This is a genomic window from Actinoplanes ianthinogenes (genome assembly GCF_018324205.1).
In the GTDB taxonomy this organism is placed as follows: domain Bacteria; phylum Actinomycetota; class Actinomycetes; order Mycobacteriales; family Micromonosporaceae; genus Actinoplanes; species Actinoplanes ianthinogenes.
This window is the reverse complement of sequence record NZ_AP023356.1, coordinates 6,664,369-6,681,264: the sequence shown is the minus strand read 5'-3', so window position 1 is coordinate 6,681,264 and position 16,896 is coordinate 6,664,369. Positions and strand designations below refer to the sequence as shown.

Here is a 16,896-nt window from a genome sequence, read left to right as displayed (position 1 = left end):
GCGGGACAACCCCAAGCAAGATCAAATTTGGGGTACGCCCGGCAGCCGGCCCTCCGTCAGCGGTTCCGGACGCCCTCGGCCAGTTCCGCGCTCAGCGCCCGGAGATTGGCCAGGCCGGTCGTGCGGCCGGGCGCCTCCAGCACGCACCGGATCAGCGCGCTGCCCACGATCACGCCGTCGGCGAAGGCGGCCACCTCGGCGGCCTGCTTGCCGTTGCCGACACCGAGCCCGACGCCGACCGGCATGGCCGGGTCGGCCTCGCGGATCCGGGCGACCAGCTCGGGCGCCTGCGAGGAGACCACCTGGCGGGCGCCGGTGACGCCCATCAGCGCGGTGGCGTAGACGAAGCCCCGGCAGTTCGCCAGGGTCATCGCGATCCGCTCGTCGGTGGAGCTCGGCGCGACCAGGAAGGTCCGGTCGATGCCGTGCCTGTCCGAGGCGGCGATCCACTCGGCGGCCTCGTCCGGGATCAGGTCCGGCGTGATCAGCCCGGTGGCCCCGGCCGCGGCGAGGTCGCGGGCGAACGCGTCGACGCCGTACTTCTCGATCGGGTTCCAGTAGGTCATCAGCACGACCGTGGCGCCGGCCGACGCCACCGCCTCGATGATCTTCAGGGTGTCCCGGGTGCGTACGCCGTTCGCGAGGGCGATGTCGCTGGCCTTCTGGATCACCGGGCCGTCCATCACCGGGTCCGAGTAGGGCAGCTCGACCTCGATCACGTCGCAGCCGGCCTCGTGCATCGCGATCATCTGCTCGATGCTGCGGTCGACCGTCGGGAAGCCGGCCGGCATGCAGCCGACCAGCACCGCGCGGTTCTCGCTCTTCGCCTTGGCGAAGGTGTCCGCGATGCTCACGTGTTCTCCCCCGGGACGACCGCCTCGACCGGGTCGAGGATGCCGAAGTAGGCGCCCGCCGTGTGCACGTCCTTGTCGCCACGCCCGGACAGGTTGATCACGATGGTCGGCGTCCGGCCCAGCTCCTCGCGCAGCCGCGGCGCGATCTTCGCGGCGCCGGCCAGCGCGTGCGAGCTCTCGATCGCCGGGATGATCCCCTCGGTCCGGCAGAGCAGCTGGAACGCGGCCATCGCCTCGGCGTCGGTGACCGGCTCGTAGGTCGCCCGGCCGGAGTCGTGCAGCCAGGCGTGCTCCGGTCCGACACCCGGGTAGTCCAGGCCGGCCGAGATCGAGTGCGACTCGATGGTCTGCCCGTCCTCGTCCTGGAGCAGATAGGTCCGGTTGCCGTGCAGGACGCCGACCGAGCCGCCGGTGATCGACGCCGCGTGCCGGCCGGTCTCGACACCGTCGCCGCCGGCCTCGAAGCCGTACAGCCGGACGCTCTCGTCCGGGACGAAGGCGTGGAAGATGCCGATCGCGTTGGAGCCGCCGCCGACGCAGGCCGCGACCGCGTCCGGCAGCCGGCCGATCTGGTCCAGGCTCTGCTGCCGGGCCTCGACGCCGATGCCGCCGACGAAGTCGCGCACCAGCTCCGGGAACGGGTGCGGGCCGGCCGCCGTGCCGAGCAGGTAGTGCGTGGTGTCGACGGTGGAGACCCAGTCGCGCAGCGCCTCGTTCAGCGCGTCCTTCAGGGTGCGCGACCCGTTGGTCACCGGGACCACGGTGGCGCCGAGCATCCGCATCCGGGCCACGTTGAGCGCCTGGCGCTCGGTGTCCATCTCGCCCATGTAGACCACGCACTCGAGGTCGAGCAGGGCGGCCGCGGTCGCACTGGCCACGCCGTGCTGGCCGGCGCCGGTCTCGGCGATCACCCGGGGCTTGCCCATCCGCTTGGCGAGCAGGGCCTGGCCGAGCACGTTGCGCACCTTGTGGGCGCCGGTGTGGTTCAGGTCCTCACGCTTGAGCCAGATGTCCGCGCCGAGCTTCTCGGAGAGCCGGCTCGCCCGGTAGAGCAGCGACGGGGTGCCCGCGTAGTTCAGCAGCAGGTCCTTGAACTGCCGCTGGAACTCCGGGTCCGTTTTCGCCGACCGGTAGGCCGCGTCCAGCTCGTCCAGCGCCTTGATCAGCGCCTCCGGGACGAACCGGCCGCCGTACTTGCCGAAATGTCCGGCCAGATCCGGGAACGTCGGTGCGGTCATCGGACCGGCCTCGGCGTCGCCGGGTGGTTGCCGGCGTTGACCAGCTCGGCCACCGCGTCGCGCGGCGACTTCTGGGTCACCAAGCCCTCGCCGACCAGGACCGCGTCGGCGCCGGCCGAGGCGTACCGGATCAGGTCGTGCGGTCCGCGGACACCGGACTCGGCGATCTTCACGACGTTCTGCGGGAGGCCGGGGGCGATCCGCTCGAAGACCGACCGGTCCACCTCGAGGGTGCGCAGGTCACGGGCGTTGACGCCGATCACCTTCGCGTTCGCCTCGAGCGCCCGGTCCGCCTCCTCCTCGTTGTGCACCTCGACGAGGGCGGTCATGCCCAGCGACTCGATCCGCTCCAGGAGGCCGACCAGCGCGTTCTGCTCCAGCGCGGCGACGATCAGCAGCACCATGTCGGCGCCGTGCGCGCGGGCCTCGTGCACCTGATAGCTGGAGACCACGAAGTCCTTGCGCAGCACCGGGATCTTGACCGAGGCGCGCACCGCGACCAGGTCGTCCAGCGAGCCGCCGAACCACCGGCCCTCGGTGAGCACGCTGATGCACCGGGCGCCGCCGGCCGCGTACTCCCCGGCGAGCTCGGCCGGATCGGGGATGTCGGCGAGCGCGCCCTTCGACGGCGATGCCCGCTTCACCTCGGCGATCACCGCCACGCCCGGCTTGCGCAGGGCCGCGTAGGCGTCGATCGCCGGGGGCGCGGCAGCGGCGAGCTCCCGCACCTTGTCCAGCGGCGTCGCTGCCTGCCGGGCTGCCACGTCCTCGCGCACCCCGGCGAGGATCTCCTCGAGTACGTTCTGCGGCCGCGCGGGTCCGCCAGCGCCCGCTTCCGCCTGCTCATCGGATGTCACGTAATGACTCCCCTCTCCGGGTGTCTTCGAGCCCGATGCTAGGAGGTCGGGCCGGTCACCGGCCCTCCGGGGTATGGCGCGCCTCACGAGTTGGACTGCGGCATAATGCCAGGCTGCCCGGCCCGCATGTCAGTTCTCTCACATCGGGCGAACGGCCCTCCCCCGCTGTGCAGGGGCACCTCCGCCGAACGGCCCACACCACACTCCGTTGACGAGCGTGTCACCGTGCGGAAATACGACTCGGGCATCGTGTGACTCGGGCAAACTTGTCCACGGCGTCGACGGCGCCGCCACCCGGACGATGATGCGGAGTCGACCAATGGCCACTGACCAGAGTCCTCAAGCAGCGGGTTTCGCGGAGGTCTCCCGGACCCTCGTCGCCATCGCGGCGGACGTCGTGACCGGCGTTCGGCGGGCGGTGGTGGGCTCGGACAACGTGCGCACCGCGCAGGACAACGCGTGGTCCGCCATCCAGGCCGACCGGGCCCGGGCCGAGGCCCGCGCCGAGACCAGCCGGGCCGTCGCCGCCATTGTCGCCACCAGCCCGCGGCGGACGGTTGCCGCCGCCCGTCGCCGGGCCCGGACGGCGGTCGCGCCGGTCCGCTGATCGGCCGCATTGTTACCGACCCATTGATGACGATCTGTTGCTACGGGTCTGTTGACGCCTGTCCGCTGATGCCGCGAAAACTCCGTTAAGCGGTCGGATCGTCCCCGCGGTCCAGCGCGTCCCAGGCCGCCCGGTGGTCGGCCGGGGCCAGATCGTCGGCCGGGGCACGCCCGGCATCGACTCGCGGTCTCCGCTCGTACCGCGCGGACATCGCCGCCCACTCGTGGCCGTGCCGGACGGCCAGCACGCCGCCCAGCATCACCACCACACCGCCGAGCACCGCCGCCACCGGCCAGACCGTCGCCCCGGCCCCGGCCTCGCCGGCGGCCGTCCCGGTGCGGGCCAGCACCGCCCCGGCCACGATGCCCGCGCCGGCGGCGACCAGCAGGCCGCCGAGCACCCGACGGGCCACTCCCCTGGTCGCCAGCAGCGCCCCGGCGCCGGCCAGCGCGACCACCGCCAGGCCGACCAGCCACGGCTGCGCGTCCGCGCCGGTCCGGGCGGTGGTCAGGTCGGACAGGCCGGTGCGGTGCTCGACGGTCAGCGACCAGGTGCGGGTGACCGCGTACAGGGTCAGCCCGGCGCCGGCCAGGCAGGCGACGATCGCGGCGAGGTGGGACCGCCGGCTCATCGTGCGGCGCGCAGGGTTTCGGCGGCGGCGATCGCGGCGAGCACGGCCGCGGCCTTGTTCCGGGTCTCCTGCTCCTCGGCGGCCGGGTCCGAGTCGGCCACGATGCCGGCGCCCGCCCCGACGTAGGCCACCCCGTCCTTGACCAGCGCGGTCCGGATCGCGATCGCCATGTCCATGTCGCCGGCGAAGCCGAAGTAGCCGACCGTGCCGCCGTACAGGCCGCGCCGGGTCGGCTCCAGCTCCTCGATGATCTCCATGGCCCGGACCTTGGGCGCGCCGGAGAGCGTGCCGGCCGGGAACGTCGCGGCGAGCGCGTCGAACGCGGTCCGGTCCGCGCGCAGCCGGCCGACCACGGTGGACACGATGTGCATGACGTGGCTGTACCGCTCGATCCGGGCGAACTCCGGGACCTCGACGCTGCCCGGCTCGCAGACCCGGCCCAGGTCGTTGCGGCCCAGGTCGACCAGCATGACGTGCTCGGAGCGCTCTTTCGGGTCGGCCAGCAGCTCGGCGGCGAGCGCGGCGTCCTGCTCCGGGGTGGCGCCCCGCCAGCGGGTGCCGGCGATCGGGTGCAGCAGCGCGGTCCTGCCGGCGCTGACCTTGAGGTGCGCCTCCGGCGAGGAGCCGACGATGTCGAAGTCGTCGAAGCGGAGCAGGTACATGTACGGGCTCGGGTTGGTGGCCCGCAGCACCCGGTAGATGTCCAGCGCGTTCGCGTCGGTGGGCCGCTCGAAGCGCTGGGCCACCACGATCTGGAAGCACTCGCCGGCCCGGATCGCCTCCTTGGCCTGCTCCACCGCTTTCTGGTAATCGCCGGGGGCGGTCCGGCTGACCGGCTCGCCCACCGCGGGACGCTCCACCGTGGAGACCATCGGCGGGGTGGGCCGGGACAGCGCGGTGGTCATCGCGTCCAGCCGGCCGACCGCGTGGTGGTACGCCGCCCGGCGCGCGTCGTCGTCGGCGTCCTCGGCCAGCACCGCGTTGGCGACCAGCAGCGCGGAGCCGTCGTGGTGGTCCAGCACGACCAGATCGGTGGCGAGCATCATGCCGAGCTCGGGCAGCGGCAGGTCGTCGGCGGCGGTGGCGGGCAGTCGCTCGAAGCGGCGGACCAGGTCGTAGGCCAGGTAACCGACCATGCCCCCGGTCAGCGGCGGAAGGCCGGCGTCCGGTGTGTCGCCGCCGGTCAGCGCGGCCACCGTCGCACGGAGCGCGGCCACCGGATCACCGTCGAGCGGCACCCCGTCCGGCGGCGTGCCGAGCCACCGCGCCTGCCCGTCCTTCTCCACCAGGGTCGCGGCGCTGCGAACGCCCACGAAGGAGTAGCGGGACCAGGCCAGTCCCTGCTCGGCCGACTCCAAGAGGAAGGTGCCCGGGCCGCCGGCGAGTTTGGTGTAGACGCCGACCGGGGTCTCGCCGTCGGCGAGAAGCTTGCGGGTCACCGGAACGACGCGCTGCCTTTTCTGGACAAATCCCGCTTCGTCGGGAAATGTCGCTCCGCTGGTCACTGACCCTCCAAAGGCAACTCGTCGAAGAAGCAGTTGTGCGCCCCGGTGTGGCAGGCCGCCCCGGTCTGCTCGACGGTGACCAGCAACGCGTCCCCGTCGCAGTCCAGCGCCACCCGCCTCACGTGCTGGTGGTGGCCGGAGGTGGCGCCTTTCACCCAATATTCGTTACGGCTGCGGGACCAGTAGGTGGCCCGTCCCGTGGTCAGCGTGCGATGCAGCGCCTCGGCGTCCATCCAGGCCAGCATCAGCACCTCGCCGGTGCCGTGCTCCTGGACGATCGCGGCGACCAGGCCGTCGGGGGTGCGCTTGAGCCGGGCGGCGATCGCCGCGTCGAGGGACGTCTCTGCATCTGATACGGGCACGCCAGCGATTCTCCCGCATCCGCCGGAGCGCCCGTCGAGGGCCCACGATCCGGTCACAGGGGATGTGCCGCGCCGATCGGGACGGTACCGTCGGCGGGGCGCCGTACCTGCCTGAGATGCCCGGCGCCCGCCGCCGGTGTGTCTGCGCAGCTCCAGGCAGTCCCGGTGCGCGCGCCTCGCGACGGGAGTGGTTTACCGATGGAGCCGAAGTCCAGCCCCGACAACGCCCGGCCCACGCCCGGACTCGCCCGCTTCTGGCAGGTTCGTCCGGACTCGGACCCGGAGTCGACCTACCTGCCCTCCGCCTACCTGCCACCCGCCGACGAACCGTCGGCGGACGCGGAGCCGGAGCCGGAGATGGTGTCCCTCGGCTCCCGCCGCGCCGCGAACCCGCTGGAGGCGGGGGCTCCACCCCTCCCCACCGACCTGCTGACCGGGACCTCGCTGCCGTTCGGCCCGCGGTCGGCGTCCGCGTTCACGCCGGTCGCGTCGGCCCGCGGACCGCACGGGCCGGGCGAGGCCAACGGCTTCCACGGCAATCCGGGCGATCTGCCGGGCAGCGATCCGTTCGGGCTGAACCGGGCCGCCGGCCGCGGCCCTGGCCAGGGCCGGGGCGAGCGCGGCGGCATCCCGTCGGCCCGGTCCCGGCACGGCGATTCTGATCACTCGGTCCCCGCGGAGCAGGAGCCCGAGCCTGGCCAGGACGTAGAGTCCCAGGGGCCCGAGGCCGCGACACCGGGACGGGAAACCTCTTTCGGGGGATTCCGGCTCGGCGGCACCGGGCGGTTCCTCTTCGGCGGGCGGACCCCGGAGGCGCCTCCGGGCGTCAACGGACATCCTGCCGGGGCGGAGTCATCGGCCGCGGAGGAGACCGGGGTCGCCGAGCCCGGCGATGCTCAAGTCGCCGAGCCACCGGCCGACGAGGAGTCCACCGGTGCGACACCGGCGGCCGAGCCGGCGGACGACGCGTCGCCGGAGGCCGGCCAGGACGCCGCCGACGAGGCGGGACCACGCGACGAGAACGGACGTGAGGACATGAACGGACGGGCAGGAGCCCCCGGCTACGCACAGGCCGGCGACGCGCCGGGCCCGGACGAGGCGCCCGTGGTGGACGGCCCGCCCGGCGAGCCGGCGCTCGGCGAGGCGGCCGACGCGGGCCCGGCGGAGGGCCGGGTCGCGGCCGGCTGGGCCTCGGTCCCGGTGCCGCCGCCCACGTCCGGCGGTCCGACCGGCCCGGTGTCCGGCGCCCCGGTGTCGCCCGGTTACGCGCCCGCGCCGTATCTCCCGACCGACTTCACCCCGGACCACCCGGCCGGCACGCTGGCGCCGGTCTCCGGGCAGCCCGACCACGACGCCGAGCCGCCGGCCGACCCGGCCGCGTCCGCCGCGCCGGTCTCCCCGGCCCCGCCGGCGGCCACCGGCTCGGCCTCGGTGCCGGTGCCGGAGCTCCAGTTCCCGGTGCTGCCGCCGCAGATCCCGGCCACCCGCACCCCGGCCGACCCGCCGGCCGCCCCGGACACCGGGTTCGCCTTCGGCTCGCCGGCCACCACCGGGTACAGCCTGGGCCGCTCCGGTGAGGCGTTCGGGGTCGCCTCGGTCACCCCGGCCGGTCCGGCGGCGCCGCAGCCCGGTTCGGTCACCCCGCCGCCGCTGGACTTCCAGCCGTACCCGGAGTCCGGGCTGGCCGGGGTCTCGGTCGGCACCGGCCGCCGTGGCCTGCTCGACCTGCCGGAGGACGAGCCGCGCCCGGCCGCCCGCCGCTCGGCGAGCCTGGAGGACGCCGAGCCGGTGCGCCGCTCGGGCCGCCGGTCCGCCCCGGCCGAGGAGGACGAGGAGAGCGAGGAGACCACCACCGAGCCGGCTCTGGCCGGGGAGGAGACGGTCATCCGCGCCACGATCTGGGACGACGACGCCGCCCGGCACTTCCGGGCCGCCTGGCACGAGGTGAAGGCGGAGTTCGTCGACGACCCGGTGAACGCGCTGACCCGGGCGCACGACCTGCTCACCGACGCGGTGAACGAGCTGACCGAGGTGCTGCTGGCCGAGCGGGACGACCTGGACCCGCTGCGGGGCACCGGCACGCCGGACACCGAGAGCATGCGGATGGCGATGCGCGGGTACCGCGAGTTCCTGGACCGGATTCTCTCGCTCTGACCGTCCAGTGATCGAGAAAGGCGGGCGGCCCCGGCACGGGGCCGCCCGCCTTTTTGCCACCCCGCCTCACCGCGGCACCGGGAGGTGGGGTGAACGGGATCCCGACGGTGGCGGCAGGAAGGGATCCCGGGCTGATTGACGTTGTCCACAGCGAGCTGTTGTCCACAGGGCGCCGGCGCGATCATGAAATCTCGCGTCACCATTGAGGCAGCGGCGGTGGCCCCCCAGTGGTGGGTGGGTCTTGCTGTTGGGCTGGTCTTGCTGTTGGGCTGGTCTTGCTGTTGGGCTCCTACGCGGCGCAGCGGCGGCACAGGATCGGGTGCAGCAGGTGCGCGAGGTCGTGGCGGTCGGTGACCGGGCGGGGGAAGGCCAGCCGGGCGCTGCGCCCTTCGAGCCGGACCACGAAGCCGTAACGGTCCAGCCGCACCACCCGGGGCTCGTCACCCGGGCGGGCGGCCGGCCCGAGCTGCCGGCGCACGTAATCGCCCATCTCGCCCAGGTGGTGGTCGGCCAGGTCGGCGATCAGGTCGAACTCGACAGCGCGCAGCGGGTCCGGGGACGCCGCGGCGTAGTCGTCCGGGTCGATCTCGATCAGGTGCTCGGAGCGCTCGAACCGGACCTCGGCCACGTCCATCCGGTACAGCGTCTGGCTGCCGCCGACGTCCAGCAGGTCGCCGCAGGCGTCGGTGTCGGCGTAGTCCAGCGCGGCGGCGCGGGCCTCGTCGCCGGTGAGCCGGGCCGCCCAGCCGGAGACCCAGACCCGGCCGATCGACGGCGAGGAGGCCATCGGCGGGACGTCCCGGATGTCCAGGACCAGCGCGGCGTCGTCGTTGCCGGGCTGCGGGCGCAGCGCCGCGGACAACGCGCTCTCCGACGGCACGAGCAGCAGCGGACGGCCCTGCGCGTCGGTCACGTGGCGGATCGGCAGCGGCCCGGGGTGACAGGCGATGTGGGCGACGGCGGGCAGGTGACCGGCGGCGAGGGTTCGCGCGATCTCGGCGGGACTGGGTTGCATGACGAGCACCTCCGGGCACCGGTTAGGCTTACCTAAGTTAGGCAAGGCTAACCGTAACAGGAGATCCGCGTTGAACAACTCTCGACCCAAAGCGAAGCTGTCCCGGGCGCTCGGCATCCCGCTGACCCGCAAGTGTGTGAAGTACTTCGAGCGGCGCCCGTTCCCGCCCGGCGTGCACGGCCGGGGCCGGCGCAAGAGCTCGGACTACCAGGTCCGGCTGCTGGAGAAGCAGCGGCTGCGGCACCAGTACAACATCAGCGAGGTCCAGATGCGGGCCGCGTACGACGCCGCGCACCAGGCCGAGGGCAAGACCGGCGAGAACCTGGTCACCCTGCTGGAGCGCCGGCTGGACGCGACGGTGTTCCGGGCCGGGCTGGCCCGCACCATCTATCAGGCCCGCCAGCTGGTCGTGCACGGGCACTTCACGGTGGACGGCAAGAAGGTGGACCGGCCGGGCTACAAGCTCAAGCCGGGCCAGGTCGTCGAGGTGCGCGAGTCGAGCCGGCAGAAGCCGCCGTTCCAGATCGCGGCGACCGGGGCGCACCTCGACGGGCCGACCGCGCCCTACCTCTCCACCGTCGTGGAGGAGCTGCGCACCACGGTCATCCGGGTCCCGCGGCGCACCGAGGTCCCGGTTCTGTGCGACGAGCAGCTGGTAGTCGAGTACTACGCCCGGTAGACCCCGCGGAGCCGGCTAGCTCCGCGTCTGTTCGAGCCAGCTGGCGTAGAGCTTCGCGTAGATCGAGCCTTCCTCAGCGACGAGCTGGGCGTGCGGGCCGCGTTGCACGACGCGGCCCGCGTCGACGACGATCACCTCGTCGGCGGCCTGGGCGGTGGACAGCCGGTGCGCGATCGCCACCGTGGTCCGGCCACGGGTGACCAGGTCGAGCGCACGCTGCAAGCGCACCTCGGTGGCCGGGTCGACCGCGCTGGTGGCCTCGTCGAGCACCAGCAGGTCGGGGTCCGCGACATAGGCCCGGACCAGCGCCACCAGCTGCCGCTCCCCCACGCTGAGCGCCTCGCCGCGCTCGCCCACCGGCGTCGCCAGGCCCTCCGGCAGCCCGGCCAGCCAGTCGGCCAGGCCCAGCTCGGTGAAGGCGGTCAGCAGCTGCTCGTCGGTGAGCGACGGCTCGGCGAACCGGATGTTCTCCGCGACGGTGGCGTCGAACAGGAACCCGTCCTGCGGCACCATCACCACCCGGGACCGCAGCGAGGAGAACCGCACCGAGGTCAGCGGCGTCCCGGAGAGCAGCACCTCGCCCTCGGCCGGGTCCATCAGCCGGGTGAGCAGCTTGGCGAACGTGGTCTTGCCGCTGCCGGTCTCGCCGACCACGGCGTACTTCTTCCGCGCGTCCAGCGTGAGGTCCACGTCGGCCAGCACGATCGGGCCGCCCGGGTAGCGGAACGACACGTCCGCGAAGGTCACCGAGAGCGGACCGGCGGGCAGCGGCACGCCCCGGTCGTCCGGGTCGGCCACGTCCGGCTCGACGTCGAGCACGTCCAGGATGCGGCGCCAGCCGGCCACCGCGTTCTGCGCCTCGTTGAGCATGTCGGTGGCGATCTGCACCGGCTGGATGAAGAGGGTGACCAGGAACAGGAACGCGGTCAGCTGCCCGACCGTGAGCCCGCCGTCCACGCCGAGCAGGACGCCGGCCACGACCACGCCGGCCAGCGCCAGGCCGGCCCCGATCTCGGCGCTGGAGAAGCTGGTCACGCTGGTCCGCAGCGCCTTCTGCTGCGCCACCCGCAGGCTCTCGATCGACGAGTTCAGCCGCTCCTGGGTGCGGCCGGCGACGCCGTACGACCGGATCACCGTGGCGCCGACCACGCTCTCCGCGACCGCGCCGAGCATCACCCCGGTGCGCTCCCGGACCGACTGGTAGACCAGCCGCAGCCGGGTCTGGAACAGCCGGGAGACGCCCACGGCCGGGCCGAAGGCGAGCAGCACCACGACCGCCAGCTGCCAGGAGTAGACGAACATCACCACGGCCGAGACCAGCAACTGGCCGGAGGCGAGCAGCAGCTGCACCCCGCCGGTCTGGAGGAACTGGGAGATCTGGTCGACGTCGCTGGTCACCCGGGACACCATCGAGCCGCGCCGCTCGGACTGCTGGTGCAGCATGGACAGGTCGTGGATGTGCCGGAAGGTACGCGACCGCAGCCCGCCCAGCGCGGTCTCGCTGACCGTGAAGAGCCGCCGGGTCATCAGGTAACCGCAGAGCGTGGAGATCGCCAGCGCACACACGGTGAAGGCCACGATCTGCCAGATCACCCGCAGGTCCGGGCCGCCGGCCGCGCGGATGCCGTGGTCGATGCCCTGCTGCACGGCGATCGGCACCGCCACCCGGCCGGCCATCTGGAGGACGGCCAGCACGATCGTCCCGCCCAGTCCGGTGCGCAGCTCCGGCGAGAGCGCCAGGCCACGCTTGATGGTGCCCAGGGTGGTCTCGCCGCTCACTGTTTCTCCGCCTTCTCGTACGCCGTGACCAGCTCCCGATACCCGTCCTGGGTCGCCATCAGCTCGGCGTGCGTCCCGGTCGCCAGCACCCGCCCCCGCTCCAGGTAGACCACCTCGTCGGCGAGCGCGATGGTCGCCCGCCGGTACGCCACCACCAGGATCGACGCCTCCGCGTCGGACCCTCGCAGCGCGCCCAGGATCGCCGCCTCCACCCGTGGGTCGACCGCGCTCGTCGCGTCGTCGAGCACCAGCAGCCGGGGCTTGCCGGCCAGCGCCCGGGCCAGCGTGAGCCGCTGCCGCTGCCCGCCGGAGAGCGAGGTGCCACGCTCGCCGACCGCGGTGTCCAGCCCGGCCGGCAGCCCGTCGACGAACCGGTCGGCCTGGGCCAGGGCCAGCGCCGCCCGGACCGCGTCGTCGTCGATGCCCGGCCGGTCCAGGGCGATGTTGCCGCGCACCGTGTCGTCGAAGACGAACGGGATCTGCGGGACCAGCGCGGTCGCCCCGGCCAGCGCGGCGAGGCTCAGATCGGGCAGTTTCACCCCGTCCACGCCGACGGTGCCGGATTCCGGGTCGACCAGCCGGACGGCGAGCGAGGCGATCGTCGACTTGCCCGAGCCGGTCGCGCCGACCAGCGCGACCGTGCGGCCGGCCGGGACGGTGAAGCTGACGTCGTGCAGGACGGCCGGGCCCTCGGCGTACCGGAAAGTCACTCGATCGAACCGCAACTCGGCCGGGCCGGAACCGGGCAGCGCACCCTCGCCGTAGGCGAGGTCACCCTCGGCGCCGAGCACCGCCTGCACCCGGTCCCACCCGGCCACGCTGCGCGGCAGCTCGGCGACCACCCAGCCGATCGCGCGCACCGGGAAGGCCAGCACGGTGAACAGGAAGGCGACGCTGACCAGGTCGGCCACCCCGATCGCGCCGGTCTCCAGGCGCCAGGCGCCGAGCAGCAGCACCGCGAGGGTGCCGAGGCTGGGCAGCATGTCCATCAGCGGGTCGAACAGGCCGCGCAGCCGGCCCACCGCGATCAGCGAGTCGCGCAGCTCGTCGACGAAGACCGCGAAGCGGCGCGACTCGTCGGCCTCGCGGCCCATCGTCTTGACCACCAGGGCGCCGTCGAAGCTCTCGTGCGCGACCGCGCTCACCTTGGCCCGGGTCCGCTGGGCGCGGATCTGCCGTGGCGACATCCGCCGCGAATAGACCAGGTTGAGCCCGAACAGCGAGGGGAACAGGGTGGCGCCGACCAGGGCGAGGACCCAGTCGGTGGCGAACAGCGAGATCAGCGCGGCGATCAGCATCACGATGGTGCCGACCGCGAACGGCAGCGGGGCGATCGGCACCCAGGCCGCCTCGACGTCCGAGTTCGCGTTGGAGAGCAGACTGCCGGTGGCGTGCCGCTGGTGCCAGGCCGGGGGCAGCGCGAGGTAGCGCCGGGTGACCGCGCTGCGATAGCGCGCCTGGAGCCGGAACTGCATGTAGCCGGCGCCGAGGCGGCGGCCGAAGATGCTGGCCACCCGCAGCCCGCTGATCCCCAGGAAGATCGCGGCGACCAGGGAGAGCTGCGCGGTGCCGACCCGGTGGGTGGCGAAGGCGGGCACCACCACGTGACCGATCACCCAGCCGACGACGTAGGAGTTCGCGATGATCAGCAGGCCGAACAGGCTGCTGCCGATCGTGCCGATGGTGAAGAGTCGTGGCTCCGTGCGGATCGCGTGGCCGAGCACCCGCAGACCCCGTCCCAGCACGTCGCGGCTGGTTCTGCTGCTCAAAATCCCTACCTGACTGGTAAGTATTGACCGGCGGATCCGGCCTTACCGATCCCATCCTGCCGAAGGAAGCTCCGCCAGCCCCACTGTTTACATTGTGGCCACGATTACACATACCATCGGCCGATGAACGAGTACGCCCGCCGGGAGCGTCAGTTGCTCGCCGACCTGCTGCTGCGCGAGGGCCCGGACGCGCCGACACTCTGCACCGGATGGACCACCCGTGACCTGGCCGCGCACCTGGTGATCCGGGACCGCCGGCCGGACGCCTCGGCCGGGATGTTCATCCCCGCCCTGGCCGCGTACGGCGAACGGATCCGGCTGGCCAAGGCCGCGCTGCCCTATCCGGACCTGATCGACGAGCTGCGCGATCCACCGGTCTGGAGCCCGGTCAGCAACCCGCTGACCGACGGGCTGGCCAACACCATGGAGTTCTTCATCCACCACGAGGACGTACGCCGGACCGGCCCGGCCTGGGAGCCGCGTCCGCTGGAGGCCGGCCAGCAGGCCGCGCTCTGGCGCAGCGTCAAGCTCACCTCCCGGATCTCGCTGCGCCGGATGGGGCTGCCGGCCGAGGTGATCGCCGACGGGTTCCCGCCGGTGCGGACCGGGGAGCAGCCGCGGGTGCGGATCACCGGGGACGCCGGCGAGCTGGCGCTGTTCTTCTCCGGGCGCCAGCGGATCGCCCGGGTGCGGATCGACGGCGACCCGGCGACGGCCGACCGGCTGCGCGGGGCGAAGCTCGGTTTCTAGGGATTGGCTCGGCCAGAACGGGCCTGATTGGCCCAGGAGCCGGGGCCGATCACGATCTAGGTTCGTAGTCATGACCGCACGACTCTCGGTCGCCCAGGGCGCCGCGCTCTCCATCGGCGCCGTCCTGGGCACCGGACTGATCTCCATGCCGGCGCTGGCCGCCGAGGCCGCCGGCCCGGCCGCGCTGGTCGCCTGGCTCGCCCTGATCCTGCTCTCCGCACCCCTGGCCTGGACCTTCGCGGCGCTCGGGGCGCGGTTCCCGGACGGCGGCGGGGTGGCGACGTACGCCGGGATGGCGTTCGGCCCGCGGGTCGCGGCCGCGGTCGGCTGGTGCTTCTACTTCGCGGTCCCGCTCGGCGCACCGGTCGCCGCGGCGTTCACCGGCGGCTATGTGGCCGACGCCACCGGCGGCGGCAAGGTCACCGAGTTCCTCACCTTCCTCGGCGTGGTCAGCGCCGCCTACGCGATGAACTGGTTCGGCCTGCGCGTCTCCGGCCGGGTCCAGCTGGTGCTCACCGGCACCCTGGCCACCCTGCTGGTGGTCACCGTGCTGGCCGCGCTGCCGCACCTGGACACCGGCAACCTCACCCCGTTCACCCCGCACGGCTGGCACGGGGTCGGCGCCGCCGCCGCGATCCTGGTCTGGGGATTCGCCGGCTGGGAGGCGCTCTCCTCGCTCTCCGCGGAGTACCGGAATCCGCGGCGGGACGTGCCCCGGGCCACGATGCTCGCGGTCGCCGTGGTCGGCGTGCTCTACCTGGCGGTGGCCGCGGTCAGCGTGCTCGCCCTCGGGCCGGCGCTGGCCGGCAGCCGGGCGCCGCTCGCCGACCTGCTCGCCATCGGGCTGGGCGGGCCGGTGCGGGCGCTGACCGCGGTGGTCGCGGTGGTGCTGACGCTGGGCGCGGTGAACGCGTACTACGCCGGGGCCAGCCGGCTCGGGGTGGCGCTGGCGCGGGACGGCGCGCTGCCGGCCCGGGTGTTCGGGGGCCGGCGCCGCTCCCTCACCTTCATCTTCGTCACCAGCATCGGGTGTGCGCTGCTGCCGATCGCGCTGCGCACCTCGGCGCTGCTGGTGACCGGGTGCTTCACGCTGGTCTACGTGCTGGGGACGGCGGCGGCGCTGCGGTTGCTGCCGCGCGGGTGGTCGCGGGTGGTGGCCGGGGTGGCGTTCCTGGCGGTGTGCGGGCTGCTCTGGCTGAACGGGTGGCCGGCGCTGCTCAGCCTGGTGTTCGGGGGTGGGGCGCTGGTTTACCAGGTCTCACAGCAGCGCCGCCAGCGCGGCGAGGCCCTCGTCGATCAGGAGGGGGTCGACGGCGCCGAAGCCGAGGACGAGGCCGGGGCGGTCACCGCCGTACCGAAGTAGGCCCTCGATCCCCAGCGACCTGTCCGAGATTTCGGACAAGTCGCGGGAAAGCAGGGCGGTGACGTGGAGGCCTGCCGCTGACGGCAGGACCTCCAGTCCCGAAATTTTGCCCAATTTCGACACTATTCGGGCATGGCGCGCCGCATACTCCCGCCGCGCCCGCCGCACATGCCGAGCCAGTTGCCCCTCGTCGATGAACCGGGCCAGCGCCGCCTGCATGGCGACCTGCCCATGCCCGTCCCCCAACTGCCGCGCCGCGGCGAGCGCCTCCCGCAGCCCCGGCGGCGCCAGCACGAACCCGGTCCGGATCGTCGGCAGCATGCTCTTGGAGAACGTCCCCACGTACAGCACCCGCCCGTACCGGTCCATCGCTCGCAGCGGCTCCAGCGGACGGCTGCCGAACCGGAACTCGCTGTCGTAGTCGTCCTCCACGATCGCGCTCTGCCGCCGCCGGGCCCACTCCAGCAGCTGCTGCCGCCGGTCCATGCTCAGCACCGCCCCGAGCGGGAACTGGTGCGACGGCGTCACGTACACGATCCGTGCCTGCGCCGGCAGCTCGTCCACCACCAGCCCGTCCGCGTCCACCGGCACGCCGGCCACCCGGGCGCCGAGCGAGGTGAACAGGTCCCGGGCCGGCGGGTAACCCGGCTCCTCCATCGCCACCACGTCACCGGGGCGCAGCAGCACCCGCCCGATCAGGTCGAACGCGTGCTGGGCGCCGTTGGTCACCAGGACGTCGCCGGCGGTGGCGCGGACCGCGCGGGCGTACCCGAGATAGCGGGCGATGGCGGCCCGCAGCGCCGGATGCCCGTAGGGATCGGCGTACGTCCCCGGCCCGTTGGCCCGCAGCCGCAACTCCGCGCCGACCATCCGCCGCCAGGTGTCGAACGGGAACAGCGACGCGTCCGGGATGCCGACCCGGAAGTCGTACCGCGGCGGCTCCCCGGCGCCGCTCGTCGGGACCGGGTCGAAGGTCCACCCGGCGCGCGGGCGCAGCGGGTCCGGGACGGACCGCGGCGGCTGGCGTGGCGCCCGCGCCGCGGCCACGAACGTGCCGGCGCCGACCCGGGCGGTCAGGTGCCCCTCGGCGACCAGCCGCTCGTAGGCGCCGGCCACGCTGCCCCGGGAGACGCCCAGGTCGGCGGCGAGCACCCGGCTGGCCGGCAACCGGTGCCCGGCCGGCAGCCGGCCGTCCGCGACGGCCGCGCGCAGCGCCTTGTACACCGCGGCGGTCGTGTGTCCGTCGATGACCAGATCCACGCCTAGACGGTATAGACAATCCGATATACCCGCGGCAGGTATTCCGGCGCTTACGCTCAGCTCATCTTTAGTC

General features: G+C 73.4%; 15 protein-coding genes. 5 read left to right on the top strand and 10 right to left on the bottom strand.

Annotated features, from left to right (window positions below; translation table 11 throughout):
• Positions 1 to 56: 56 nt before the first annotated feature.
• Genes trpA through trpC form a run of 3 tightly spaced genes read right to left on the bottom strand, consistent with a single transcriptional unit; the run spans position 57 to position 2,949 of the window.
• Positions 57 to 854: a tryptophan synthase subunit alpha gene (trpA, locus tag Aiant_RS30440; protein WP_189335775.1), complete on the bottom strand. Its 798-nt coding sequence runs from the start codon at positions 852 to 854 to the stop codon at positions 57 to 59.
• Positions 851 to 2,092 carry a tryptophan synthase subunit beta gene (gene trpB, locus Aiant_RS30435; RefSeq protein ID WP_189335774.1) on the bottom strand — a complete coding sequence of 414 codons (1,242 nt, stop codon included), beginning with the start codon at positions 2,090 to 2,092 and terminating at the stop codon, positions 851 to 853. The genes trpA and trpB overlap by 4 nt, the downstream gene beginning before the upstream one ends.
• Positions 2,089 to 2,949: an indole-3-glycerol phosphate synthase TrpC gene (trpC, locus tag Aiant_RS30430; protein WP_189335773.1), complete on the bottom strand. Its 861-nt coding sequence runs from the start codon at positions 2,947 to 2,949 to the stop codon at positions 2,089 to 2,091. The genes trpB and trpC overlap by 4 nt, the downstream gene beginning before the upstream one ends.
• A gap of 319 nt (positions 2,950 to 3,268) precedes the next feature.
• On the opposite strand from trpC, the gene Aiant_RS30425 reads away from it, so the two are divergent.
• Entirely contained in the window at positions 3,269 to 3,556 is a 288-nt protein-coding gene (locus Aiant_RS30425; protein WP_189335772.1) for a hypothetical protein, read from the top strand.
• An 85-nt stretch (positions 3,557 to 3,641) separates the two neighbouring features.
• On the opposite strand, the gene Aiant_RS30420 is transcribed toward Aiant_RS30425, so the two are convergent.
• The 3 genes from Aiant_RS30420 to hisI are packed head-to-tail and all read right to left on the bottom strand — an operon-like array spanning position 3,642 to position 6,063.
• Positions 3,642 to 4,187, bottom strand: a complete 546-nt coding sequence (locus Aiant_RS30420; RefSeq protein ID WP_189335771.1) for a Trp biosynthesis-associated membrane protein — start codon at positions 4,185 to 4,187, stop codon at positions 3,642 to 3,644.
• Positions 4,184 to 5,692, bottom strand: a complete 1,509-nt coding sequence (locus Aiant_RS30415) for an anthranilate synthase component I (RefSeq protein ID WP_189335770.1) — start codon at positions 5,690 to 5,692, stop codon at positions 4,184 to 4,186. Before Aiant_RS30415 ends, Aiant_RS30420 begins: the two co-directional genes overlap by 4 nt.
• Complete coding sequence (hisI, locus tag Aiant_RS30410; protein ID WP_425322722.1) at positions 5,689 to 6,063, bottom strand: phosphoribosyl-AMP cyclohydrolase; 375 nt, start codon at positions 6,061 to 6,063, stop codon at positions 5,689 to 5,691. The genes Aiant_RS30415 and hisI overlap by 4 nt, the downstream gene beginning before the upstream one ends.
• A gap of 189 nt (positions 6,064 to 6,252) precedes the next feature.
• Between hisI and Aiant_RS30405 the strand changes: the two genes are divergently transcribed.
• The gene (locus Aiant_RS30405; protein WP_189335768.1) at positions 6,253 to 8,208 is read left to right on the top strand and encodes a hypothetical protein; all 1,956 of its coding nucleotides are present in this window, start codon (positions 6,253 to 6,255) and stop codon (positions 8,206 to 8,208) included.
• A 289-nt stretch (positions 8,209 to 8,497) separates the two neighbouring features.
• Here Aiant_RS30405 and Aiant_RS30400 read toward each other — a convergent pair whose 3' ends face one another.
• Positions 8,498 to 9,223 carry a DUF2470 domain-containing protein gene (locus Aiant_RS30400; RefSeq protein ID WP_189335767.1) on the bottom strand — a complete coding sequence of 242 codons (726 nt, stop codon included), beginning with the start codon at positions 9,221 to 9,223 and terminating at the stop codon, positions 8,498 to 8,500.
• A 70-nt stretch (positions 9,224 to 9,293) separates the two neighbouring features.
• On the opposite strand from Aiant_RS30400, the gene rpsD reads away from it, so the two are divergent.
• The gene (gene rpsD, locus Aiant_RS30395; RefSeq protein WP_189335766.1) at positions 9,294 to 9,902 is read left to right on the top strand and encodes a 30S ribosomal protein S4; all 609 of its coding nucleotides are present in this window, start codon (positions 9,294 to 9,296) and stop codon (positions 9,900 to 9,902) included.
• A gap of 15 nt (positions 9,903 to 9,917) precedes the next feature.
• Here the strand turns inward: rpsD and Aiant_RS30390 are convergent, their stop codons facing one another.
• Together Aiant_RS30390 and Aiant_RS30385 are read right to left on the bottom strand one after the other, a co-directional pair.
• Positions 9,918 to 11,681 carry an ABC transporter ATP-binding protein gene (locus Aiant_RS30390; protein WP_189335765.1) on the bottom strand — a complete coding sequence of 588 codons (1,764 nt, stop codon included), beginning with the start codon at positions 11,679 to 11,681 and terminating at the stop codon, positions 9,918 to 9,920.
• A complete protein-coding gene (locus Aiant_RS30385) occupies positions 11,678 to 13,450 on the bottom strand; it encodes an ABC transporter ATP-binding protein (protein WP_189335764.1) in 1,773 nt (590 codons plus the stop codon). Before Aiant_RS30385 ends, Aiant_RS30390 begins: the two co-directional genes overlap by 4 nt.
• Positions 13,451 to 13,573: 123 nt before the next feature.
• On the opposite strand from Aiant_RS30385, the gene Aiant_RS30380 reads away from it, so the two are divergent.
• Together Aiant_RS30380 and Aiant_RS30375 are read left to right on the top strand one after the other, a co-directional pair.
• Complete coding sequence (locus tag Aiant_RS30380; RefSeq protein WP_189335763.1) at positions 13,574 to 14,200, top strand: TIGR03085 family metal-binding protein; 627 nt, start codon at positions 13,574 to 13,576, stop codon at positions 14,198 to 14,200.
• A 70-nt stretch (positions 14,201 to 14,270) separates the two neighbouring features.
• Entirely contained in the window at positions 14,271 to 15,563 is a 1,293-nt protein-coding gene (locus Aiant_RS30375; protein WP_189335762.1) for an APC family permease, read from the top strand.
• Here the strand turns inward: Aiant_RS30375 and pdxR are convergent.
• Positions 15,459 to 16,823, bottom strand: a complete 1,365-nt coding sequence (gene pdxR / locus Aiant_RS30370) for a MocR-like pyridoxine biosynthesis transcription factor PdxR (RefSeq protein ID WP_189335761.1) — start codon at positions 16,821 to 16,823, stop codon at positions 15,459 to 15,461. The two genes, Aiant_RS30375 and pdxR, sit on opposite strands and share 105 nt — an antisense overlap.
• Positions 16,824 to 16,896: the final 73 nt, after the last annotated feature.